This is a genomic window from Corynebacterium sp. MSK035, from assembly GCF_030232615.1.
GTDB classification, from domain to species: Bacteria; Actinomycetota; Actinomycetes; order Mycobacteriales; family Mycobacteriaceae; genus Corynebacterium; species Corynebacterium jeikeium_D.
This window is the reverse complement of sequence record NZ_JASPJP010000011.1, coordinates 14,304-38,412: the sequence shown is the minus strand read 5'-3', so window position 1 is coordinate 38,412 and position 24,109 is coordinate 14,304. Positions and strand designations below refer to the sequence as shown.

General features: G+C 58.7%; 22 protein-coding genes and 1 tRNA gene. 11 read left to right on the top strand and 12 right to left on the bottom strand.

Translation table 11 applies throughout. The features are described 5' to 3' along the window. Positions 1-849 (bottom strand): precorrin-6A synthase (deacetylating), encoded by an 849-nt coding sequence (cobF, locus tag QP978_RS07890; protein ID WP_284857035.1) that lies wholly within the window; start codon positions 847-849, stop codon positions 1-3. After that, positions 800-1,081: a cg0963 family protein gene (locus QP978_RS07885; protein WP_016423292.1), complete on the bottom strand. Its 282-nt coding sequence runs from the start codon at positions 1,079-1,081 to the stop codon at positions 800-802. Before QP978_RS07885 ends, cobF begins: the two co-directional genes overlap by 50 nt. A 275-nt stretch (positions 1,082-1,356) precedes the next feature. On the opposite strand from QP978_RS07885, the gene QP978_RS07880 reads away from it, so the two are divergent. Next, positions 1,357-1,429 (top strand) — tRNA-Arg (locus tag QP978_RS07880). A gap of 197 nt (positions 1,430-1,626) precedes the next feature. Further along, positions 1,627-2,487, top strand: coding sequence for a siderophore-interacting protein (locus QP978_RS07875; protein ID WP_016423293.1), 861 nt, complete (start codon positions 1,627-1,629; stop codon positions 2,485-2,487). Between the two features lie 14 nt (positions 2,488-2,501). On the opposite strand, the gene QP978_RS07870 is transcribed toward QP978_RS07875, so the two are convergent. Further along, a complete protein-coding gene (locus QP978_RS07870; RefSeq protein ID WP_150963363.1) occupies positions 2,502-3,077 on the bottom strand; it encodes an RDD family protein in 576 nt (191 codons plus the stop codon). A gap of 281 nt (positions 3,078-3,358) precedes the next feature. Here QP978_RS07870 and QP978_RS07865 point away from each other — a divergent pair, with 281 nt between their 5' ends. Continuing rightward, positions 3,359-3,988, top strand: a complete 630-nt coding sequence (locus QP978_RS07865) for a hypothetical protein (RefSeq protein WP_284857034.1) — start codon at positions 3,359-3,361, stop codon at positions 3,986-3,988. Positions 3,989-4,173: 185 nt separating this feature from the next. Here the strand turns inward: QP978_RS07865 and gcvT are convergent, their stop codons facing one another. From gcvT to QP978_RS07835, 6 genes are all read right to left on the bottom strand, one after another. Beyond that, positions 4,174-5,346, bottom strand: a complete 1,173-nt coding sequence (gene gcvT / locus QP978_RS07860; protein ID WP_016423296.1) for a glycine cleavage system aminomethyltransferase GcvT — start codon at positions 5,344-5,346, stop codon at positions 4,174-4,176. A 279-nt stretch (positions 5,347-5,625) separates the two neighbouring features. After that, positions 5,626-7,278, bottom strand: coding sequence for a monocarboxylic acid transporter (locus QP978_RS07855; RefSeq protein ID WP_016423297.1), 1,653 nt, complete (start codon positions 7,276-7,278; stop codon positions 5,626-5,628). Positions 7,279-7,280: 2 nt separating this feature from the next. Further along, positions 7,281-7,658 carry a DUF485 domain-containing protein gene (locus QP978_RS07850; RefSeq protein WP_070429956.1) on the bottom strand — a complete coding sequence of 126 codons (378 nt, stop codon included), beginning with the start codon at positions 7,656-7,658 and terminating at the stop codon, positions 7,281-7,283. A gap of 226 nt (positions 7,659-7,884) precedes the next feature. Then, entirely contained in the window at positions 7,885-10,338 is a 2,454-nt protein-coding gene (locus QP978_RS07845) for an HAD-IC family P-type ATPase (RefSeq protein WP_284857033.1), read from the bottom strand. A gap of 41 nt (positions 10,339-10,379) precedes the next feature. Next, positions 10,380-11,132, bottom strand: a complete 753-nt coding sequence (locus QP978_RS07840; protein WP_048733677.1) for an enoyl-CoA hydratase — start codon at positions 11,130-11,132, stop codon at positions 10,380-10,382. Positions 11,133-11,193: 61 nt separating this feature from the next. Next, complete coding sequence (locus QP978_RS07835; protein WP_284857032.1) at positions 11,194-12,060, bottom strand: aldo/keto reductase; 867 nt, start codon at positions 12,058-12,060, stop codon at positions 11,194-11,196. Positions 12,061-12,193: 133 nt separating this feature from the next. Between QP978_RS07835 and QP978_RS07830 the strand changes: the two genes are divergently transcribed. The 4 genes from QP978_RS07830 to QP978_RS07815 are packed head-to-tail and all read left to right on the top strand — an operon-like array spanning position 12,194 to position 15,257. Then, positions 12,194-12,457, top strand: coding sequence for a helix-turn-helix transcriptional regulator (locus tag QP978_RS07830; protein WP_042388879.1), 264 nt, complete (start codon positions 12,194-12,196; stop codon positions 12,455-12,457). 2 nt (positions 12,458-12,459) lie between these two features. Next, on the top strand, positions 12,460-13,029 hold the full coding sequence (locus QP978_RS07825) for a hypothetical protein (RefSeq protein ID WP_284857031.1): 570 nt from the start codon (positions 12,460-12,462) through the stop codon (positions 13,027-13,029). Between the two features lie 60 nt (positions 13,030-13,089). Continuing rightward, positions 13,090-13,995, top strand: a complete 906-nt coding sequence (locus QP978_RS07820; protein ID WP_284857030.1) for an ABC transporter ATP-binding protein — start codon at positions 13,090-13,092, stop codon at positions 13,993-13,995. After that, positions 13,992-15,257 carry an ABC transporter permease gene (locus QP978_RS07815; RefSeq protein ID WP_016423304.1) on the top strand — a complete coding sequence of 422 codons (1,266 nt, stop codon included), beginning with the start codon at positions 13,992-13,994 and terminating at the stop codon, positions 15,255-15,257. The genes QP978_RS07820 and QP978_RS07815 overlap by 4 nt, the downstream gene beginning before the upstream one ends. A gap of 113 nt (positions 15,258-15,370) precedes the next feature. Here QP978_RS07815 and QP978_RS07810 read toward each other — a convergent pair whose 3' ends face one another. Beyond that, on the bottom strand, positions 15,371-16,357 hold the full coding sequence (locus QP978_RS07810) for a ribokinase (RefSeq protein ID WP_049171360.1): 987 nt from the start codon (positions 16,355-16,357) through the stop codon (positions 15,371-15,373). Positions 16,358-16,465: 108 nt separating this feature from the next. Here QP978_RS07810 and QP978_RS07805 point away from each other — a divergent pair, with 108 nt between their 5' ends. Beyond that, on the top strand, positions 16,466-17,947 hold the full coding sequence (locus QP978_RS07805) for a carboxyl transferase domain-containing protein (RefSeq protein ID WP_069359660.1): 1,482 nt from the start codon (positions 16,466-16,468) through the stop codon (positions 17,945-17,947). A gap of 237 nt (positions 17,948-18,184) precedes the next feature. Here the strand turns inward: QP978_RS07805 and QP978_RS07800 are convergent, their stop codons facing one another. Both QP978_RS07800 and QP978_RS07795 read right to left on the bottom strand, forming a co-directional pair. Next, complete coding sequence (locus QP978_RS07800; protein WP_005511805.1) at positions 18,185-18,544, bottom strand: FKBP-type peptidyl-prolyl cis-trans isomerase; 360 nt, start codon at positions 18,542-18,544, stop codon at positions 18,185-18,187. 215 nt (positions 18,545-18,759) lie between these two features. Then, positions 18,760-20,055: a citrate synthase gene (locus QP978_RS07795; protein WP_016423307.1), complete on the bottom strand. Its 1,296-nt coding sequence runs from the start codon at positions 20,053-20,055 to the stop codon at positions 18,760-18,762. Positions 20,056-20,780: 725 nt separating this feature from the next. Here QP978_RS07795 and serC point away from each other — a divergent pair. From serC to QP978_RS07780, 3 genes are all read left to right on the top strand, one after another. Further along, entirely contained in the window at positions 20,781-21,917 is a 1,137-nt protein-coding gene (serC, locus tag QP978_RS07790; RefSeq protein WP_049171366.1) for a phosphoserine transaminase, read from the top strand. Positions 21,918-22,058: 141 nt separating this feature from the next. Then, positions 22,059-23,186 carry a septation protein SepH gene (gene sepH, locus QP978_RS07785; protein ID WP_016423309.1) on the top strand — a complete coding sequence of 376 codons (1,128 nt, stop codon included), beginning with the start codon at positions 22,059-22,061 and terminating at the stop codon, positions 23,184-23,186. A 15-nt stretch (positions 23,187-23,201) separates the two neighbouring features. Continuing rightward, on the top strand, positions 23,202-24,107 hold the full coding sequence (locus QP978_RS07780) for a DUF6928 family protein (protein ID WP_049193040.1): 906 nt from the start codon (positions 23,202-23,204) through the stop codon (positions 24,105-24,107). Positions 24,108-24,109: the final 2 nt, after the last annotated feature.

The following is a 24,109-nucleotide window of genomic DNA, read 5'->3' as shown; positions in this document are numbered from 1 at the left end:
CTAGGCGCCGGAACGCAGCAGGTAGATATCCATAATCCAACCGTGCTCCGCACGGAGCTTCTTTTTCAGCTCTGCAATCTCTTCGCCGATGTCACCAACGCGGCCGCGGCGGAGCGTTTCCAGCTCCGTTCCCAGGAATGCACCCCAGAGAATCTCTTCCTCCGGGTCCGCGTGGTCGAGCCAGGCTGCACCGCCATCGAGCATCACCACCGCATCCGTGCCAGGTGCACGCTCCCCCAGGCGCCGACCAGTGGTAATCAATACCGGCTTACCAATCTGGTTCAGGCATTCTCCATGCGCTGCGGTCAGCGCGGAAATCGCCGTCACACTGGGGATAACTCGCGAACGCACGTCCAGCCCAAGGTCGCGGACGCGCTGCAAAATCCGCAATGTTGAGTCGTACAAGGAGGGGTCACCCCAGACCAAGAACGCACCGCGGCGCTTGCCCTCTCGTCCGAGGTGAGCGACGAAGGCGTCGGCAAGCAGCTCTGCACGGCGCTGATGCCAGTCACGGACGACTGCGCCGTAGTTATCGGGCGTGCGGTCACGTGGCGGGTCGGGAACGGCAACGAGTTCGACATGCGGCGCATGCTTATCGACGATCGCCTGTCGCGCAGCCAACAAGTCCGCTTTGGCATCACCCTTGTCGAGAGCAAAAACTACGTCGACATCAGCAAGAGCGCCGATAGCCTCGAGCGTAATGTGGCTCGGACTACCGGCGCCGATTCCGATGACGTCTACATCGACATATCCGCTGTATACAGGGCTCTCGGCCTGAGTGCGGGCGGCGTCGTTTCGACTAGTGATTGGTCGGATCTCCCTCGTAACCGAACTGTTCAGCCATCTCATCTGGAGACAGGCCAGCCATCGAACCCTGGAGGTTAGCCGAAGCGGCCTGCTTCAAGTAAATCTCGCAAGCGTTGGCCATGTACTTGGAGTCGTACACGTTCATCTCCAGAATCGGAGTCAAAGAGCCATCATCTTCCATGCGCGAAACCAAAAGGTGCGGCTTGTCCGAGTCCGTGGTCATGGAGCACTTAATCTTGACACCGTTGACATCCGTGAAAGTTGGCTTAATCATATTGTCATCCTCCTCCAAAACAGCGACCGGAAAATAAGTAGCGCTGTTGCGACCGCAAGCGCAAGAAAGTCGCTCGTTATAAACCATGTTAGCCAGATTCCGGGCGGCACCGCCGAGCACAAAAGCACATGGGGGTAATAGCGAGCTTCCTGCATGTTTGCGTGTCAGGTCGAGGACCCAATTGCCACTAGAGCTCGCAGATGCGTTAAAGTGATGAAGTAATTTTCCGGCCGCCGAGAATGTGTTTTCACGGCTGTTTTACCCGGAAGATGATTGCCCTAGTAGCTCAGTGGATAGAGCACGGCTCTCCTAAAGCCGGTGTCGGAGGTTCGATTCCTCTCTGGGGCACAAATGCCCTCGTGACCTTTTACATATAGGGCGCGAGGGTTCTTTGTTTTTCTCACGACCGGCCACTACGCCCCCTCCTGAGAACGCATCACCCAGCAATTTCCAGAAACACTTGTGTTAGGCTTACCTAATCACGTGGCGTGTAGACTTCCGCCAGTACAAAACAGCCCAAGACTTGTTGAAGGACAGTGACAACTATGGCTGGCCTAGCTAAAGCAGCAGCACCGAAGCGTAAGCCCCGTAAGGCACACGAGGCAACAGTTACTGGACGTCGCCAGATTTCCCCAGACCTTGTTCGTTTGAGCATGAACTCGCCTGCATTTGTGGGCAAGGAGCTGGAGTTTACCGACCATTACATCAAATTATTGTTTGTGCCAGAGGACGCTGATTACTCCTGGCCGTTCGATATTGCGAAAATTCGCGCCGAACAGCCGCGAGACAAACTGCCAATCACCCGCACCTACACTCTGATTAATGTGGACTCCGAAACCGGCGACTTTGACGTCGACTTCGTCACCCACGGCGATTCCGGCCTGGCTGGACCGTGGGCACGCGTAGCCGAAATCGGAGACAAGCGTGGCTTCTTAGGGCCAGGAGGCGCATGGGGACCTGCAGCAGAATATGAACACTTTGTACTCGCCGGAGACGAGTCCGCAGCGCCAGCTATCAGCGCCGGACTGAAGCACCTCCCAGCAGGCACGACCGCAACCGCATACATCGAAATCGAGTCCGAAGATCGGAAGTTTGAGCTCCCAACCCGAGAGGGTGTGGAAGTCCATTGGGTCCTCCGCAACGGCGCAACCCACGGCACAGAGCTATCCCGCGCAGTGCGCGAGGCGGGCATTCCAGAAGGTAAGAAAACTAGCTGGTTCATCCACGGTGTCGCCGAGATGATCAAGGAATTGCGCCGCTTCCTCTTCGTCGAATCTGAGATCCCGAAGAAAGACGTTTCCATTTCTGGCTACTGGCGTATCGGTATGACCGAAGACCAGTGGCAGTCTTCTAAACGAGAATTCAACGCTGAGGTTGAGGCCGAGGAGGAAAGAGCCAGGGCCTGACGCTTGCTCGAACGTTAGCGCTCGCTACGCCTTTCAACAACGACGCGTTTTCCTGCCAACCAGTCGAATGGGTGCCAGCGGCAAACAGCAACCCAAATCATCAGGACACCAAAAAACAGTTCAACGTTTGGCTCAAAACCCGTAGGCAAGAAAACCAGCGACAATAGGTAACAATTACGTACCGCTGCCCGCCAACCTCTGTGCCAAGAATCGTCTCCTGATTCGAGCTCCGATGTTCCCTCTGGCTGAGCGACTTCGAACGGAGTTGCCCCAGAGTCTGCTTTCCGCGCTGGAACAACGTGTAGCAAAAATGCGCTTTTACCAAACGTCTGTTCACCGCGAGCCTCTGCAACCACGCGCACAAAGAAAAAGACAGCTGGGAATATGACACCATACAAAATCCTGAACTCTGGCGGACTCGGCAGCGCCCAGTTCGCCATGGCTGCTTCCCACGCAAGTTTGCCAAGTGCCACAATGATGGCAACAAAGATTCCTACAAGGAACGAATCCAGTATCCACGCGCCACTGCGCCGAGCGAACAAATCCGCATTACTCTTTACGGGGAATCGATTCGGGGTGCGCCGATACATGGGACACACGCTATCAAAACCACTTATGACTTCACAGACGAATTGCCTTTCCCTACCGCACCCGTTCTGCCACGATTAGAAGCATCCAGTATGCAAATCGAAAAGTTGACTGTATAGTTGCCGGTTGAATCAACCTATCTATTGGGTGTCAGCAACTACCTTGCCAATAACTTGGCAAGTTCCCCTATAGCTGGCACCCGCAGTGGTTTTTCAGGAGACGCCGCCCCAGAAAGCCGAGAATTAAACCACGCGACGCAGGCCCGAGAAGCCCAGAAAGTGAGATGGATGTGAATACGCGAACTCAGCTGTCAGCCGTACAGCACCCTAAACTCACTGCCGTCCGGCGCAAGAACCGCCGGCAGCTGGCGCTGGCCTGCTGCTTCCTCACCTTCGCAGCCACGGCCACCAGCTGTGCCAACAGCGAAAGCGAGGAGGTTGCCGCGACGCAAACCTCGTCGTCAAGCCAACTTACTACGGTGTCGACGACGAGTTCGCCGACGACGACCGGACCAAAGGTTCGAGAAGGCGGTACGCCGCGCATCGGGCAGCTGTGCCCGAACCAGACCGGCGAAATACGAATGAGCGCCAACGGCCAGAATCTTGAATGCGCACAAGTCGGCAAGCAGGAAGTGTGGACGGTGCTGCAGCAAACCCCCGCGAACCCGACATCGCAGCAAATGTGGATCTCCACTACTCCGACGACCACTGAGCCACTGCCTCAGGAACCTGAGCCGACGACTCCGAGCGAGAGCACAACGGAGACAAGTGAAACGGAGAGCTCGACGACCTCTGATACTTCCACGCCGCCCGATACTTCAACGACTCCGACAACCTCCGGCGAGCCGACAGAATCGGAGCAGGAAGAGCAGCCAAGCGAAGATAATCATGGGCTCACCGGCCTGTTCCGCTAGGTTCGTCTCGGGCTGCGAGGTTCGTCGGCTCGGGGCTCCGTTAGGTAAGGTGCGCTAGCTCGCCCTAAAAACCAAAATCCGCTGCAACAATACTGCAGCGGATTTTTTATTTACCCAACAGATACGAAGAGACGAACCTGAACAGATCTGAGCCCGCCACAATGCGGCGGAGCACCCGCGCTCCCCTACTTGCGGTGACGGCGGTTGTAGAACGGCGTCGGCACGACGGTGGCGGTAATGTCGGCGCCTTCAACGGTCAGCTCAGTGCCAGTGGAGGACTGCCAACGCTGAACGTATGCAAAACCGATTGGGTGGCCCAAAGTCGGCGACACCTTGGCGGAAGTCAGCACACCAACCTCGTTACCTTCCGCATCAATGAGCTTGGTGCCACGCTTGGGAGCTTCATCACCGGAGAAACGCAGACCAACCAGCAGCTCCTTCGACTGCGGACGGTTAATCAGGGCATTGCGACCAATAAACTGCCCCTTGGTCGGCCCCATGATGGACTTCAAGCCGGCCTCCAGCGGAGTGCGGTCTCGAGTCAGCTCGTAGCCATAGAGCGGCATACCGGCCTCAAGACGCAGGGTGTCGCGGCAGGCCAGACCACACGGCAGCAGGCCGAGGTCAGCGCCGTTGTCAGCCGGATCCTCCGGGTTTTCCACCTTGCCACCTGCTGCAATGATTGCACGCCAGACCTCGACGGCGCGGTCAGCCGGCGGGAAGATCTCGAAGCCGTCCTCACCGGTGTAGCCGGTTCGGGCAACAATCATTTCCACACCTGCGACCTCGAGCAGAGTGCAAGAGTAGTAGTTCATGCCATCGAGAGTCGCGTGCAGATCCTGTGGCAACAGACGGCGCAGAAGCTTCGCAGCCTTCGGCCCTTGAATGGCCAGGAGCACATTCTTGTCATTCATGCGCTCAACCTCGACGTTGTAGCCACCAACGCGCTCGCGCAGCGTCGAGTACACATCTTCAGCGGCTGCGGCATTCTGCACCAGCATGAATTCGTGACTACCGAGGCGGTAAATGATGAGGTCATCAATAATGCCGCCGTCTTCCTGCACAATCATGGTGTACTTGGCACGACCCAACGCCAGCGGCTTGATTGCCGAAATCAGGGAGTGTGCAAGGAACGCCGCCGCATCCTCACCAGTGACGCGGATGATACCCATCAGCGACAGGTCGAAAACACCAACGGCCTCACGCACTGCGTTGTGCTCTGCAATTTCCGAAGAGTAGCGGAACGGCACTTCGTAGCCACCAACATTGCGCATTTCTGCGCCAAGGCTTACGTGCTCATCATGCAGGGCGCTACGGAAAGAATTGTTGTTCTCAGAAGCGCCAGAATTGTCAGTCATACACACTCCAATTATTGCGGTGGGGCAAACCAGATTGTTACCTTCCCACCTTATATCTAAGACTCCGCGCTCGCTTCCGCGAGCCCCTGCGGAGCCAGGGCAACAGGCCCGTCCATTAACTATCATGCACTGATTCGCACATGCTTGACGACGACCCCGCGGCCACCACAAAGGCCCCGCTACCAGTGACGGTAACGGGGCCCTTGCATTTGTCTATTCAGTTAATTGAGATTGGCTGAGCTGTTCGGGCAGCGTTGCCAGCCAAGGACTCAGTGGTTATTAGTGATCAACCGCAGCCTCGGTGCCAACACCGGTCAGGGAGCGAACTTCCATCTCAGCTGCCAGGTCATCGAAGTTATCCGGCTTGCCCATGTAGGTGGCGATGATGCCAGCCAGGAACGCCAGCGGGATTGCGAGCAGACCCGGCGAGGTCAGCGGGAACCAGGAGAAGTCAACCGACGGAATCATCGAGGACTCGCTGCCGGAAACTGCCGGGGAGAAGATAATCAGAACCAGCGAGGCGATGACACCGGTGTACATGGAGGCAACTGCGCCTGCGGTGTTGAAGCGCTTCCAGAACAGGGACATCAGGATGGTTGGTACGTTTGCGGATGCTGCCACTGCGAAGGCCAGCGACACCAAGAAGGCGACGTTCTGCCCCATGGCCAGGATGCCGAGGATAATGGCGACAACGCCCAGCACGATTACGGTAATGCGGGAGACACGAACCTGCTCGGCTTCCGTGGCCTGTCCCTTGCGGATCACGGCCTGGTAGAGGTCCTGGCCGACAGACGCGGAAGCGGTAATTGCCAGACCAGCGACCACGGCCAGCACGGTAGCGAACGCCACTGCGGAAATCACTGCCATGAAGATGGAGCCACCGATTTCGAAGGCCAGCAGCGGAGCTGCAGCGTTGGCTCCGCCCGGGGCGGCGTTGATTCGGTCCGGACCAACAAGTGCGGCGGCGCCGTAACCGAGTACCAGGGTCAACAGGTAGAAACCACCGATGAGGATGATTGCCCAGGTCACGGACTTACGAGCTTCCTTTGCAGTCGGCACCGTGTAGAAGCGCATGAGCACGTGCGGCAGACCAGCAACACCGAGGACCAGTGCCAGGCCCAGAGAGACGAAGTCCAGCTGCTGAACGAAGGAGCCGCCGTACTTCAGACCCGGCTCAAGAATGGCGGAGGCTTCGTAGCCCTTCTCGGCGATGTGATCCGAGCTCGCGTGCATGTCCACTGCGTCCTGCAGGAGCTGGGAGAAGTTACCCTTAACGCCAACCAGGATGATCAGGGTCATGATGATGACAGCACCGACCAGCAGGACGGCCTTAATCATCTGCACGTAAGTCGTGCCCTTCATACCACCGATGAGAACGTAAGCAACCATGATGATGCCGACGACCGCGACAACGATGGACTGCTGAGTGGAGTCGTGAATGTTGAGCAGCACGGCGACCAGGGAACCTGCACCGGCCATCTGCGCGATGAGGTAGAACAGGGTCACCGCGAGGGTCGAGATAGCAGCCGCAGTACGTACCGGGCGCTGCTTAAGACGGAAGGACAGCACGTCGGCCATGGTGAACTTACCGACGTTACGCAGCGGCTCTGCAACCAACAGCAGCGCGACCAGCCAGGCTACGAAGAAGCCGATGGAGTAAAGGAATCCGTCGTAACCAGTCAGCGCAATGGCGCCGACGATACCGAGGAAGGAAGCCGCCGAGAGGTAGTCACCCGCAATGGCAAGACCGTTTTGGGTACCGGAGAACTGTGCGCCACCGGTGTAAAAGTCTGATGCTCCCTTGTTTCCGCCCTTGCCCACTCGAGTAACGATGAACATGGTCGCAACAATGAAGGCGACGAAGACCGCGATGTTGAGAATCGGGTTACCTGCTGCTGCAGTGTCATCTGCAGCAAAGAAACTAGTCAGCATGCCTATGCCTCCTTCTTTGCGACGATTTCAGCGATTTCTCCGCTTTCCAGTGCCTCGCGCAGCTCTGCCTGCATCGGCTCAAGCTTCTTGTTGGCGAAGTTGATGTACACCCAGGTGATGGCGAAGGTGGTCACGAACTGGAGCAGACCAAGGACGATGCCCAGGTTGATATTGCCCAGTACGGGAGTCGCCATGAGATCCGGCGCGAACGTCGCAAGCAAAACGAATGCGATGTACCACACCAGACCTGCGACGGTCATCGGGATGGCGAAAGAACGGAATGTAGAGCGGAGCTCTTGGAACTGCGCTGAGTTTTGCACGTAGCGGTACTCGGCCGCCTGTGGCTTATGCCGGTCTGCCGGCAAGGGAGTTGCGGACACGGGCTAATCCTTTCCAGGAAGTTATGCAGGTGTTCGTAATGAGGTTCAGCACAGCCACCCCGAAGGTGTGCCATGCACCACATTTTTCATTATGTGTGGAAACAAAGTTACCTGGAACACAGTTAGCAAAGAAGTTAAATGCGGCTAACTACTTCTCAGCGAGCCTTAAGGCACCCCCAAAAACGCCATTACCTGCATACTTAGGCGCCGTTTTTACTACCCCCATTTACGCCGTTGTACTCGTGTTCTCCGCTTCTTCCGGCAATGGCTTACTCTGACGCCACCACCACAGCGCTTCGATAATGACCGCGCCGATGGCCCCCACGATCAGCGCGGGAATCAACAGCTCCCGCCCTACCCAGTACAGATTAAGCACTGTGGCCACTGAACGAACCGAGAAGATGAACAGGTAGGCTCCTGCCGATACCGCCAGCAACAGAACCTTCCACCAGGTGTATGGCCTAGCCACGACCACCAAAACCCAAAATGCCGAAACAATCAGCACAATGAGGGTCGCAGTAGACGCCTCCCCTCGTGCCGCATCGCTGGCGTCGACTCCCGGGTTTGCCCACAACCAAAACATGAAGGTCAACAACCCCACCGTGATGCCCGCCGGTATCGCTAAGCGCAACACGCGCCGCACGAAACCATCGCGCGCACGCTCCAAGTTAGGAGCCAACGACAGCACGAACGCCGGGATTCCAATTGTGAACCAACCCGTAATCGTCACGTGAATCGGCTCGAATGGATAATCCATCCCCCACAGCCCCACAGCCAGCGCCAGCACCACCGAGTAGATGGTCTTCGTCAAAAAGAGGTTGGCCACACGCTCGATATTGCCAATGACGCGACGCCCCTCCGCCACAATCATCGGCATCACGGCGAAGCGATTATCCAACAGCACCAACTGCGCAACCGAACGTGTCGCCGGCGCCCCATCCCCCATAGCCACGCCCAGGTTCGCCGCTTTCAGCGCCAGCACATCATTGACACCATCACCGGTCATCGCCACATGATGCCCCCGCGACTGCAGCGCATGAACCATATCGCGCTTATTCTCCGCCGTGACACGGCCGAAGATCTGCCGCGACTCCACAATGTCTGCGAACTCGTTGCGGATCTCGGTGGGCTTGGCTTCGCTATTCTCATCGCGGCTGACCGGAAGCTCAGACGCATCGACAGGATTGTTAGCCCCCTCCATTTCCAGCTCACGTGCAACAGCCCCCACGGAGCGGTCATTGTCACCAGAAATGACCTTGACCTCGACGCCTTCTTCATAGAAGTAGGCCACCGTGTCCGCCGCATCTGAACGCACCTTCTGCCCCAGCACGACAAGTGCGACTGGCTTCAACTCCACCTCGCCACTCTTCCGCAGCGCACCGCCGGGCAGGTCATCTGCCCCAACTGAGGTCCGCGCGAGCAGGAGCACACGAAGTCCTTCCTCCATAAGCTCCCGAGCTTTCTGCATGCCGACCGCGTAGTCGTCGACAAGCACATCGGGCGCGCCGAAAACCCACGTCGCACCGCCGTGATACGTCAGCGCCGACCACTTATTCGCCGAGGTAAAGGGGCGGGTTTTGGTTTGTTCATGCTTTACGACGTCCCCTGCGTCCGCAAGCCCATCGAGCAGTGCACGAGCCGTTGCGTTGGGGCGATCGTCGAGCTTGCACAGATCGATGAGTGCGGAGTCGACCTCATCGCGGGAGGTACCGTCACCCGATACGATGTCGACTTCCACTAGCTGCATCGCATTTTCGGTGAGCGTGCCAGTTTTGTCGACACACACGGTGTCGACACGCGCGAGACCTTCGATGGCGGGCAACTCATTGACCAGCACGCGATGTCGCCCCAAGCGCACCACCCCAAGGGCAAATGCGATGGTGGCCATGAGGACAAGCCCCTCAGGGACCATGGGCACCAGCGTGGCGACCATCCCCAGCAGCGCATCGTTGAAATCATCGCCGGCGACAAAGAGCTGCGTATAGATTGCCAAGGCGCCGACGGGAATGAGAATCCAGGAAATGTAGGTCAGGATCTTGTTGATGCCGCGGAAGAGCTGGGAATCAGTCAGCGTGAATTTGTTGGCCTCAGCTGCGAGCTTGGCGGCGTAAGCCTCCTTGCCCACTTTGGTGGCCTGATATCGCGCCGACCCCACCACGACCGAGGAACCCGAGTAGACCATGTCCCCAACGCTCTTATCGACGGCATCGGATTCACCGGTGAGAGAGGACTCATCGACAGCCACGTCAGAGGCGTAGCGGAGAATACCGTCAACGACGATTTGGTCACCGGGACCAACCTCGATGAGATCGTCGAGGACGACGGACTCGCGGTCGATCTCGCGAGCAGGCTCCCCGTCGCGAATGACCATGGGTTTTGCACGGCCGACAATGGAAAGCTTGTCCAGTGTGCGCTTGGCACGCAGTTCTTGGATGATGCCGACGATAGAGTTGGCGATAATCAGCAGACCAAAGGCACCGTTGACGATTGAGCCGGTATAGAGCACGACTGCGAATAAAACAGCGAGAATACCGTTAATCCGGGTAAACACATTGGCACGGATAATGTCCCACACACTGCGCCCGGATGTTGGCGGCAGCTCGTTGACGTGCCCCAACTCGATGCGTTGCTGGACCTGCTGTTGAGTAAGACCACTGTCGGGAGTTTTCCACGAGCCCATGCCTGCCTACCCTATTCGCCTAATTGCTGAACCTATTCGACCTATTTGCCAATGAAATTTGGTTCGCGCTTTTCGGCTCGCGCCTTCGATGCCTCCGCAGCATCCTCGGAAGCCCACACCGTGTCGTAGAGCTCCTGCTGGTAGTCCTTCAACGGGCTATGTGTCTCATCGTCGTTGAGCACTGCCTTGTGGTAGGCCAGCGACAGGGGCGCGTAGGTGGCGATACGAAGCGCTACCTCCTCCGCCTTGTCCGGACCACCGAGGTAGGAAGCCAGACCACAACCGCGGGCGGCTTCCTGATCCATGCGCTCGGCCGCCAACAAAATAGTGCGGGCGCGGGCACCGCCGACGAGTACGCGTACGCGGCGAATTGTCCAGGCATCGACAGCGATACCGAGCTTGACCGGCGGAATCATAAACCAGCCGCGCTCACCCACGACGCGCAAATCGGCCGCCATCGCCAGCTGCATACCAGCCCCGACAGCCGGCCCCTGCACATCCGCTATAACCACCAGACGGCTGGCCTCGATTGTGCGCAGCATTCGACGTAGCTGTTCGTGGAAGGAATCTTCATGATGCTGGCCACTCAGGTCAGCACCAGCGCAGAAAGCACGACCTTCGCCGCGCAGTAGGATAACGCGCTGCTCTGGAACCTCAGCGGCAGCTTCCACCGCATCGGCGATGTCACGACACACGTCGGCAGTCAAGGAGTTGCGCTTATGATCTCGGTCGATGGTGATAGTGACAATTGCGCCGTCGGCTTCGACGCGGATTTCAGATGCTGGGTTCGTCATAGCATTTAGGCTACCCGCGAAATACCAATAGTGATGGGGCTATAAGCAAATCTAAATTCGCTTATTCGTTGCCGAATACCCGCGGGTCGCCGCTCAGGCGCCCGTCGGCACGCGCCATCGACGCAATCGTTTCCATGTCCTCGTCGGTGAGTTCAAAGTCGGTGACCTGAAAGTTCTCCTTGATGCGCGACGGCGTGCCCGAATTCGGGATGGCCACGATGCCACGCTGAAGGTGCCAGCGGATAGCAACTTGGGCGGGAGTTTTACCCAGGCGATCTGCGATTTCAGCAATCGGCGAGCCCTCAAAGTACTTCGCGCGCCCCAACGGCGACCAAGCCTGCGTGACAATACCGCGACGACGATCGTCTTCAACCTGCTCATTCTGCGGGAACTGCGGATGCAGCTCAATCTGATTGACCACCGGAGTCTCCGAGAGCTGATCGAGCACCTCTGGGTAAAAGTTCGCCACACCAACCGAGCGAATCAGCCCCTCACGCTTGAGCTCCAGCAGCGTATCGAAACACTGCCCAAACGTCCCCTGCTTCTCCACCGGCCAGTGCACAAGCACCAGGTCAACGTAGTCAAGGCTGAGCCGTTCCAAAGATGCCCGCACGGACTCGCGCGTCGCCGCCGACCCCTGCGCATCGTTCCAGACCTTCGTGGTCACGAAGATATCTTCACGCTTTACGACGTTCGCAGCGACCGCATCAGCAATACCCTGCCCAACCCCTCGCTCATTGCGATAGAGCGATGCGGTGTCGATGTGGCGGTAGCCGACTTCCAGGGCGTAGCGCACGGATTCGCGCGCCTGCTCATCGTCGAGCTTGTAGGTACCGAACCCCAGAATCGGGATGGCGTTGCCATCGACCATTTCCACGTTGGCAATTCCGGTTGTCGCTGCATCGTACTTCAGATTGAGTGTGGTCATGCCAACCGAGTGTACGGACTGAAAATTTTTTAGATTTTTTCTACCCCGCTGACCTGCGGTTTAGAAAGGTGAGTGCGCTTCATTCTGTTGTAAACAGTTGACGCAGCGTTGTGTTTATACAACACTTTGGAGTGTGTCCCCAAAGATTAAACCCAAAGAACCGATATTCAACAGAATTTCAGTGCTGCGGGCAGAACACGGACTCAGCCGAGCCGAACTAGCCAAACAAGTAGAGGTCAATCCTCAAACGATTGGCGCGTTGGAGCGAGGTGACCACTACCCCAGCTTGGATCTGGCATTTCGCATCTGCGCGGTGTTCGATCTCCCCGTTGAGGCGGTGTTCTCTCGCGAGGAATTCAAGCCCATGTCCTCTGCCCTATACCGAAAGGAAAGCTAACGATGCCAGCTATTCGGACTGAAAACGCAACACCGAACTTTTTCGAAAAGCTAGAAGCCCGGCGCGAAGCGAAGTACACAAAGCGTGTCGAGCAGATGTCAAGCTGGTTGCCCAAGTGGCGCAACCAGGCGGCGCGGCGGAAGCTGGTCATCGCATTCGAGGTATGCCTTGTGCTGATGCTGATTAGTGGCATCGCGCTTCTCGGCACTCTGACCGATATTTTCCCGGGCTGGCTTTCTCTGCTCTGGCCAGTGATTTCCCTCATTGTGATTGTCGTCTGGACCAGCCTCAACATCACAGTCGACATGGTCGACAGTGCACCCACCTCACTGCTGGACGAGTACCAGCAAGAACAAATTTTGAACCTGCGCGGACTGACATACCGCTGCTTCATCTACTTCGGCCTAGTGTCCTTCCTCGCTCTAGTTCTGGTGGGCACCTATGTCCTGAACGCGCAGCCTGACTGGGGACACTACATTCCGTACAGCTTCGGAATCTTCGGAATTATCGCTTTCCTCTACATTTCCACGCTGCCCACCGTCGTCTACGCCTGGAACCTGCGGGACGACTAGCACTGGCTCAAAAAACTCACATCCCTCCTCTGCCCTTCACTCCTCAATCTAAGGATCACCATGAACAGCCTCATTATTGACGGGCTTGAGAAGTCCTACGGAGACCTGCAGGTTCTCCGTGGCATGAGCTTCCAAGTTCACCCTGGAGAAATCTACGGCTTCGTCGGCTCTAACGGTGCCGGCAAGACCACCACCATGCGCATTGCCCTCGGCGTGCTGGCCACCGATAAAGGCGAAGTGCGCATCGGCAATACCCCGATGAATGACTCGCTGCGCCGCACGATTGGCTACATGCCAGAAGAACGCGGCCTCTACCCAAAGGATGAGGTCCGCAAGCAGCTGATTTACTTTGCTCGCCTACACGGTGTGCCCACCAAGCGCGCGGAATCCAACGCCGACAACTTGTTGGAGCGCCTCGGTCTCACCGAGCGCGCCAACGACAAGGTCGACACGCTCTCGCTCGGCAATCAGCAGCGCGTGCAGCTGGCAGCCTCCCTCGTCCACGACCCAGAAATACTCGTCCTCGACGAGCCCTTCTCTGGTCTCGACCCAGTTGCGGTCAAGGTGATGAGCTCCGTACTCAAGGAGTACGCCGACCGCGGCACCCCGATTGTGTTCTCTTCCCACCAGCTCGACCTTGTCGAGCGCATGTGTGACCGCGTCGGCATCATCCGCGACGGCCGCATGCTCGTGGAAGGCACTGTTGATGAGCTGCGAGCACGGGGCCCACGGGCTTTCGTCGTCAAGCTCGATGGTGCGCCCCAGGATTGGGCGACCTCCGTCGAAGGCGTGACAAGCGTGGAGCGTGATGCCCACGGTGCCACCGTCGTTCACCTCGATTCCAACGCCCCCGCCGACACCGACCAGAAGCTGCTACACAGCGCGATGGCAGCGGGAACGGTCCGTTCGTTTGGACCTCTGCAAATTCCACTTACCGAGCTCTACCAGGAGGCCGTACAGCAATGAGCACCAACACTTACAACGCCTCAACGGCCGTTAAGACTGTTTTCGTCCGCGAACTCCGCGAGCATCTGCTGAAGAAGAGCTCGCTAATTACGCTGATCATCATGGCGGTGGCTGCCGTCGGCGGTATCTTCGTTGCCGACTACATGACCTCCAAGTCCGATAATGACACCGTAAAAATCGCGGTCGTCGGAGAAGCGCCGTTCGCGGACTCTCTCGCCGACGCTACCGCCGAAATAAAGGATGCTGAAGGCGCGGATGCCGCAGCCGGCGCATTTGCCACAGCATCGCTCTCACCGTTGGAGATTACGTCCGCGGCAGACGACAAGGCCGCTCGCGCTGCCGTCACCGACGGCGACGCCGACGCCGCTCTCGTCCCCGACACCGCAGAAGGCAAGGAGGGCTCGTGGAAGCTGCTTGCCGACGACGCCCCATCCTGGCTGGCCCCAATGCTGCAGGAATCGCTGCAGAAACAAAATGAAGCCATGCTGCTCAGCGAAAACGGAATCAACCCCAGCGAGTTTTTCTCCAAGACTCAAAGCGCAGCCGTGTCGGTGGAGTCCCTGGATGAAGCCAAAGACGAGAAGATGCCCGCAGTGGTCATCACACTGATTGGTGTGATGGTCATGATGACCGCCATCCTCGTCTTCGGCGGCGCGGTGGCCACCAGCGTCATCGAGGAGAAGTCCTCCCGCGTCATCGAGATCATTCTCTCGACAGTTCGCCCGGCGCACCTGCTGGCCGGCAAGATCCTCGGCGCCGGTCTGGCTGGCATCATCATGATGAGCGTGCTGACCGCCAGCGCCGCAGTTGCCCTCATGATTACCGGATTGGCGGAGAGCTTCGATGTGCCGTGGTCCGCAGTCTGGCTGCTGGTCCCGTGCTTCATCCTCGGTTACTTCTTCTTCGCCGCGCTGTATGCAGCCTCCGCATCCTTGGTCAGCCGTATGGAAGATTTCCAGGGCGCACAGATGCCGGTACTGGTGTTCTCGCTGATCACGATGTATGTTCCGCTGTTTGGCTGGAGCAAGCTGGACTCTACCGTCATGCAGATTGCAGCGTGGATTCCACCGGTTTCCATCACCACTGCCCCGATGCAGTACGCCGTTGGCAACTTCTCCGCACTCCAGTTGGCGGCTTCGCTGCTAATCATGGTTGTGGGAGTAGCCGCAGTCATCGCACTCGCCGCCTGGATCTACCCGCGCAATGTCCTGCGCACCGGTGCCGCGGTCAGCTGGAAGAAGGCTCTGACAGCCAAGAGCTAGCCCCAGCCCTGCCCAAAAGAGCGTGGCTCCTTCGGCCACGGTCACCTAAAACCGAATAATCGTCAATCGCGTAGTTTGCTCAGCGCACCTTATAGGCCTTTGCGCAGCGCACCTTATAGACCATGGTCCGCCGCAAACTGCGCGATTTTTCCTGTCTCGCCATAGGAGGTCTGCGCCCCCACGCCTGTCGCCGCATGAGCCGAGACCACCGCCGCAAGACGAGCTGCCGTCACCACATCATCGCCCGCGGCCAACGCGGTGAGGACCGTACCCATGTACGCATCACCGCAGCCCGTGGTGTCCACGACCTCGATGGGCAGCGCTGGAATGCGAGTGACCGCCACCTCGCTTTCCGACGTCCTCAAGACCGCAGACCCCTCCCCGCCAAGTGTGACAATGGCAGTGGAAATCCCGTGTTCGTCGGCAAGCGCGCGCCCAACCGCATCCCACTGACCGTGCTCGCAACCGGCGACCGCGCGCTCGGAGCCGATGATGGCTGCGAGTTCGTGCTCGTTGACAATGAGGACATCGACCAGCGCGAGCAGATCCTCACTGACCGCCCGAATCGGCGACAGGTTGAACACCACCGGCACACCCGCATCGTGGGCAATCTGTGCGGCGGCCAGGACAGCCTCATCACAAATCTCCAGACACAGACCGAGGCACCCAGCCCGCTGAATCTTGTCCGCATGACTGCGCACCATCTCAGCATCGACTTCACCATTGGCGCCAGCGGAGATGACAATGAAATTCTCCGCCGCATCATCAACGACAATCATGGCTGTACCAGTGGCAAAGTCGACGGTCTCAACTGCAGAGATGTCCACGTGAGCGTCGGTAAGCGCGTCGCGCAGCAACTGCGCATTGGGATCCGAACCGACCGCGCCGACCAGTTCCACGGCCGCGCCCAGTCTTCCAGCCGTCGCCGCCTGATTCGCCGACTTACCGCCCGGCAGAATGCGCAGAGGACTGCCCTCGATAGTCTCGCCACCATGCGGCAGGCGCTTCACGGTGACGGTCAGGTCTGCGTTGATGGAACCGACGACACATACGTTTGGCCTCTGTTCAGCCAGCTCGGTGAGGCGCTCAGTAATCGGCATTGGTTCGACTCCTCGGTAGTGCGGACACGTTTTTTCCGACAATAGCGCTACCCCTTTCCGCCCACCATCAACTAAGCCGGTTTACCCCTTGTTTACTACCGTGGAGGTATGGCTAGAATCAGCGCCCAACAAGTAATAGATACCGTCCTCGACCACGGAAGTTTCACATCCTGGGACGGCGCGCCCGAGCACGGCAACATCGACGAGGCCTACCGCGGCACACTGTCCCGCGCCGCTGAGAAAACCGGTCTCGATGAGGCCGTTATCACCGGCGAAGGCACCGTCGGCGGCAAGCGCGTCGCCGTCATCTGTTCTGAGTTCGGCTTCCTCGGCGGTTCTATCGGCGCCGCAACCGCTCGTCGTATTATCCGCAGCATCGAGCGCGCGACTGCGGAGCAGCTGCCGCTGTTGCTCTCCCCGACCTCGGGTGGCACTCGCATGCAGGAGGGCACTGCGGCGTTCGCGCTCATGATCTCTATTACCACCGCAGTGGCGCGCCACAAGGATTCTCACTTGCCATTCCTGGTGTACCTGCGCAATCCCACCACCGGTGGTGTCATGGCGTCGTGGGGGTCGGCAGGCCACTTCACCTTCGCAGAGCCCGGCGCACTTCTCGGCTTCCTCGGCCCGCGCGTCGTCGAGCTGGCTACCGGCGAACCCATGCCCGAAGGCGTTCAGACCTCCGAGAACCTGTTCAAGCAGGGCATTATCGACGGCATCATTCCGCTCGAAGGTTTGCGCGGCGCTGTCCGCCGCACCATCGACGTGCTTGCCGACGGAGACCCCAGCGAACCCACCCCACCGCCAGTAGCAGCCATTGACGGTCGCGATACCTGGGAAGCTATCCTGCGCACCCGCGATACTTCTCGTCCAGGTGGCGGCGACATTATCGATGCCCTTGTCGACTGCTCCGTGCCGATTTCCGGCACTGGCGATGGCCACAAGTCGCTGTCGGTTCGGGCTCGCCTGGCGCGGATTGGTGAGCGGCCGGTGATTCTGGTCGCCCAGGATCGCCATAACCAGCCGCCGCTGGGCACGCATCCAATGGGGCCGGGCTCACTGCGTTTTGCCCGCCGTGCGATGCGCATCGCGGAAAGCCTGAACATTCCGCTGGTCACGGTCATTGACACCCCAGGCGCTGAGTTGACCAAGGACGCCGAGGAAAATGCCATGGCCGGCGAGATTGCCCGCACCTTGACCACGCTGGTGAACTTGAAGGTTCCGACCGTGTCACTCATTCTCGGCCAGGGCTGCGGTGGCGGTGCGCTGGCCATGCTGCCCTCTGACCGCGTGCTGGCAATGCACGATGCCTGGATGTCTCCGTTGCCGCCGGAGGGTGCTTCGGCGATTATCTACCGAGACACCGAGCATGCCCCGGAAATGATGGAGGAGCAGGGCGTTGGCGCCGAGGCCATGCTGAAGACCGGGGTCATCGACGAGATTGTGGCCGAACCTGAGAATCCGGCCGAACTGCCCCGCCGTGCTCTGAGTGCTATCGAGCACGCCCTCTGGGAGCTGGAGAAGAATCCGGCTCGCGTTGGCCGTGAGCAGCGTTTCGACCACTACCGTCGCTTCGCGCTGAGCGAGTAAGGGGGCTGGGGCCTGGTGTGGGCCTGGTTTGGGCCTGGTTTGGGCCTTCAGCCCCACCCCAACCTCAAAAAGCAAGAAAGTGACTGGGTTTATGACACTTTTGGGCAATTTTTCACGCCTGAAGTGTCATAAACGCAGTCACTTTCTTCGCCGGAAATCCTGCAAACCGACGACGGAGGAATGGACAGGAACCGCGAAGCGAAGCTCAGCCAGCCAACAGAGCCAGCATGTGGCCTTTTACTTAACGTCCAACAGGTCGATGACAAAGACCAGGGTCTTACCAGACAGGAAGTGTCCTGCACCAGCCGGGCCGTAAGCCTTCTCCGGCGGGCAAATCAGCTCGCGGCGACCGCCGACCTTCATGCCCGGAATGCCTTCCTGCCAACCGGCAATCAGACCGTTCAGCGGGAACTCGATGGACTGGCCGCGGTTCCAGGAAGAGTCGAACTCTTCACCGGTCTCGTAGTCAACACCCACGTAGTGGACCTCGACGCGAGCACCCGGGGTGGCCTCCTTGCCGTCACCGACAGTGAGGTCGTTGATGACGAGTTCCGTCGGAGCCGGACCGGACTTAGCAGTGAGTTCTGGCTTGGACAAGACAATCTCCTATCACAGTTGGCATTTATCAAAGCTGGCAATTATTCCAACTTAAATGGACCCAACTCAAATGGGGCTTCTTAAAATTCTAGGAAAAATAAAAGGCGCGTACCAACCTTTCGAAGGCTAGTACGCGCCTTTTCGCGTTTTCAACGCTGGACTTTTCTATGCTGAGTTACCTGCGAGGAACCCCTACGCGGTAATCGCTAAAAACCTTAACGCTGGTCGCGCGGAACGAAGTCACGCTCGGTCTCGCCGGTGTAAATCTGGCGAGGGCGGTTGATCTTCGATGCCGGGTCAGTGACCTGCTCGTTGAACTGAGCGATCCAGCCCGGGAGGCGGCCGATGGCGAACAGGACGGTGAAGAAGTCCGTCGGGAAGCCCATGGCGCGGTAAATCAGACCGGTGTAGAAGTCAACGTTCGGGTAGAGCTTGCGGGAGACGAAGTAGTCATCAGCCAGTGCAATCTCTTCCAGCTTCATAGCCAGATCCAGCAGCTCGTCGCCGCCGAGGTGCTGGAGCACCTCGTGAGCGGTCTTCTTAGCGATAGCTGCACGCGGGTCGTAGGACTTGTAGACGCGGTGACCGAAGCCCATCAGGCGGACGCCCGGCTCCTTGTTCTTCACGCGGTTCATGAACTCGGTTGCGTCGCCACCGTGGTTCTGCTGGATGTCCTCGAGCATCTCCAGAACAGCCTGGTTAGCGCCACCGTGCAGCGGGCCAGACAGAGCGTTGATACCAGCAGCGATGGAGACGAACATGGAAGCGCCGGAGGAAGCGACCATGCGGACGGTGGAGGTGGAGCAGTTCTGCTCGTGGTCAGCGTGCAGGATGAGCAGCTTGTCCAGAGCATCAACCACTACCGGATCAACCTCGTAGTCAGCGGTCGGGTAACCGAACATCATGCGCAGGAAGTTCTCGCGAGCGTTCAGGTTGTTGTCCGGGTACATGTACGGCTCACCCTTGGATGCGCGGTAAGCGTATGCAGCCAGCATCGGGACCTTAGCCATCAGGCGAACCGCAGCCAGGTTGCGCTGCTCTTCGTTCAGCGGATCCAGCTCGTCCTGGTAGTAGGAAGCCAGGATGTTGACCGAGGAAGCCAGGGTCTGCATCGGGTGTGCGCCACGCGGGAAGATGCTGAATGCGCGACGGAAGTCCTCGTCCAGCAGGGTGTGGTGACGAATGTCGTGGTTGAACTGCGCAAGCTCTTCCTCAGACGGAAGGTGGCCGTGAATCAGTAGGTAGGAAACCTCGTTGAAGGTAGCCTTCTCAGCCAGCTGCTCAATCGGGTAACCGCGGTAGCGCAGGATGCCGTTACCGCCGTCGATGTAAGTGATCTTGGACTCGGTAGAACCGGTGGCGGTGTAGCCCGGGTCAAAGGTGGTCAGTCCAGTTTCCTGGAGCATCTTGCCCAGTGCAATACCGTCGTTACCCTCGGTTGCCTTGACGATGTCCATCTCGAACTCGCCGCCCGGGTAGTGGAGTACAGCCTTGCCGTCTTTAGTAGCCACAACTTCCCTTTCACAGAAAAATTCTTCTTAACGACTCCAGAGTGCGGGGGAAGCAGGCACAGCGGAAAACAGCATGCTGCCTCCCAACTCCACGCCACCCCTTCGGGGTCGCATTGTTTTCAATGATTCAATTATGCGCGACATTTGCGTTCCATTGCATCTTGCCCAGTGAAAAAAGTTTGCTTAGTTCACATCGACCGTGTCGTAACCATAAAGAACCGACACCTGCAGTGGATTAGAACACACAATATCAAAGAGTGTGAGCAGTGCAACACCCTCTACCCCATTCGGGCAGCCTGGGCTTACCCAATCTTGACCCTTCTTCACCCCGAAATGCAAATGGAAAAAACGGGTTTATTACGTTGTCACTGCCCATTTACTAATCAGGAGGTCAGGAGCCCATTCAGCGGCCAATGTCTTTAAAAGCTCAAAAGCCATCGAGCCGACGCCCGAAAACACATCGACTAAATCCACAATAATTCACCCCTCGCCGCCCGCCCGAGGCCCCACACCGCCAAGTTTTCAGCACCAACAAAACTGGAAAAAATTCTTCGCAAACTTTGCAAATACGCCAATCCACCCTGTTTTGTTATGCAAAGTACGGAAGCGGGGGCAATTGAACCCCACCCTTTTGCTATAAGTACCCCCGATTACCGCTAGAGTTTGAAGACAACGGCTGTATATCAAGCTTCACTTTGAATGCACTTTGAAAGGTTGCGCCTCATATGAGCGATCAATTCCCAGTCCTCCCTGAAGAGTTCCAGCCCGGCGACGGCCGCTTTGGTTGCGGTCCGTCGAAGGTTCGCCCGGCACAGATTCAGGCAATCGTTGACGGCGGTACCTCTATCATGGGTACCTCCCACCGTCAGCCGGCAGTGAAGAACGTTGTTGGTGAGGTTCGCGAGGGTCTGGCTGAGCTCTTCCAGCTTCCGGAAGGCTACGAGATTGTCCTGTCCCTCGGCGGCGCAACCGCTTTCTGGGATGCTGCCACCTTTGGGCTCATCGAGAAGAAGTCCGCTCACCTGACTTACGGTGAGTTCTCCTCCAAGTTTGCCAAGGCCTCCAAGATGGCTCCGTGGCTCGACGCTCCGCAGATCATCGAAGCAGAGCCGGGTTCCGCACCTGAGGTTGTCGCTGGCGAAGAGGGCGTTGACCTTATTGGTTGGGCTCACAACGAGACCTCCACCGGCACCATGGTTCCGGTCACCCGCCCGGCAGGCTCCGAGGGCCAGCTCGTGGCTATCGATGCCACCTCCGGTGCCGGCGGCCTCCCGGTCGACATGTCCCAGGCTGACGTCTACTACTTCTCCCCGCAGAAGTGCTTCGCTTCTGACGGCGGCATCTGGTTGGCTGCAATGTCCCCGGCTGCCATCGAGCGTATTGAGAAGATCAATTCTTCCGACCGCTTCATCCCGGCTTTCCTGAACCTGCAGACTGCCGTTGATAACTCCCGCAAGAACCAGACCTACAACACCCCGGCCGTCGGTACTTTGCTGATGCTGGCTGATCAGGTCAAGTGGATGAACGCCAACGGTGGCCTCGATGGCATGGTTGCCCGCACCACCGAGTCCTCCTCCCACCTCTACAACTGGGCTGAGAACCGCGCGGAGGCAACTCCGTTCGTCACCGATGCTGCAAAGCGCTCGCTGGTCGTCGGCACCATCGACTTCGAGGACAACATCGACGCCGCACAGATCGCCAAGGTTCTGCGCGCCAACGGCATCCTCGACATCGAGCCTTACCGCAAGCTGGGCCGCAACCAGCTGCGCATCGGTATGTTCCCGGCCATCGACCCGGAGGACATCCGTCGTCTGACTGGCGCTATCGACTGGGTTCTGGACAACGGCTACGCTGCAAAGTAACAGCCAAATACCGGCCTCAGCCGCATAACTCCCGCGCCACGCGCAAGGGCATTGCCCCATTTGTCCGTGACGCGGGAGTTTTGTCGTTTACCATGATTAGTGAGCATTACTTATAACGTCGACCAACAAGGAGGTTCTCGCATGAGGGAGCTGAAGCCCGTTCTGGACGGCGATGTGACCGATTCACTGATTCTCGTTCCCGCCGATATCACCGAGCAGGAACGGCAGGAGGGACTTCGCTTCACGCTGCCTCTCGACGAGAACCTGCGCACTTTCCTGGTCGAGCACTTCGAGCTCGCCGATGCCACTGGTTCCCCTGCTGTAGCTGATTCCGCATCGCTTGCCGACGGATCCAGCGCCGCCACCGCCACTGCCAGCGGTAGCTCTGGGGAGAGTGCTACCGCAGAGAGGGGCTCCACCGACGGAAGTTCCACTAGTGACAGCACAGCGGAAGCCACCACCGCAAGCGGCGACGCGGCGGAAGGCAGCGAGACGACCGGCAACTCCGCTACGGCAGGCGGGGCACCGAAGAAGACTCCAACGGCACCGAAGCCAGTTCTGGAAGAGCCCCGCGTAGTTTTGTCGCCGCGCGAAATCCAGGATCGCATTCGCAGCGGCCAAACGGTGGAGGAGCTCATTGAGTACAGCGGCATGCAGCCGCGCAAGATTGAGTCCTTCGCCTACCCGGTGCTTGCAGAGCGCGCACGTATTGCGGAGCTCGGCAAGCAGTCGAAGCCACGTCGCATTGATGGCCCGGCCAAGTTGTCCCTGTGGGAGATTCTCGCCACCGCTTTTGCCGCCCGTGGCCAGGAACTCGCCGATGCCTCGTGGGACGCCTACCGCGACCCGAGTGGACAGTGGATTGTGACGGTTACTTGGAATGTCGGCCATACCACCAACGTGGCCGAGTGGAGTTACCAGGCGGAGGGACTTTCCGCGCTCACCATTGCTCGCAATGAGCTGGCAGCAGAGCTGATTGACCCCGACTTTGCCCGCCGCAACCGAGACTTGGCTCCGCAGGCCAATCGAGCTGCCGATACCGCTGACACCTCTGAGATGCCAGCCGCATGGCAGTCTTCGGCGGAGCCGCAGCGAGGCCACGGGGAGCAGGATGTTCCGTCGCAAAGCGATGCCGCCGACGACGATATTGACGAGGCGGAGTTCTTGCAGCACCCGGACGTGGAGCAGCCGAAGCGCAAGAAGAAGACTGTCATGCCGTCTTGGGAGGATGTGCTTCTCGGCGTACGTCCGAACGGCCCGAAGAAGTAGGAGTTTCCCTCGACAATGAGCTCCATGACCAGTGGCAACGCTTCTGATTTCGAATTCTCCGCGATTCGCCGCGGTGTAGTCACGATTTGGTTTATCAGCACCAATGACCCTGCTGCGACCCTGGAGACAGGTGTTCAGCACGACCGCGGTTTCGGGCGTCGTTTCCTAGCTCTCTATGACTCAACGCTGCCGGTAACACCGATTGGTGATTTCCCGCTCAACCGCTCGGCGGAAACCGGTGACGGTGAATACTACATCGGTGGCTTTGAGGGCGTTGCCGTACTGCAGACGGTTCTCGATGATGTCTCGCAGCTGTCCAAGCTGTCGCCTCGTCTACGGCAGGAGATTGCCGCCACGGACGTCTACGCGAGTGTGTCGAATAAATCCACGGGCTTCGGTGCCTTTGCGCATTGGCACGATGGTGAGCTCAAGCGCGCTTTCTCCGCTACTCGCTACCGCACACTGGAAGACATCGGTCTTCCCTGCCCCGCAGAGGGCAGTTTCTGGGCGGGCAAGCACCGCCCGCTGCCCGACGCTTTCGAAGATACGGGTTCACGTCCACGCGAGGGGGTCGGTTTGCCGTTCGTTCCGGCAGAGCTTGCCGACGCCGTCATCACCGACTGGCTCGGATTCGACCCGCATTCGCCCGCTACCGATATCCCTGTTAGTGGTTTTGCGGTGGATGGCCGTCGTGCGGCTCCCGGGGCTTCGTATTCGACGTCTCGTAGTCCACGCGGGCTAATGGGTGAGCCGGGTTCGTCCGAGTCTGGCGCAGAGCTTGACCGCGCCTACGACGACTACGAAGTTCACAACGCAGAGCCGAACCGAGACTTTCTGGAGGAGCTCAGTCGCTTTGGGGCTAAGGCCAAGAACTTCGCTGGCCGCACCTGGCAGCGGGCGCGAGGCAAGTTCGGGAAATAGTT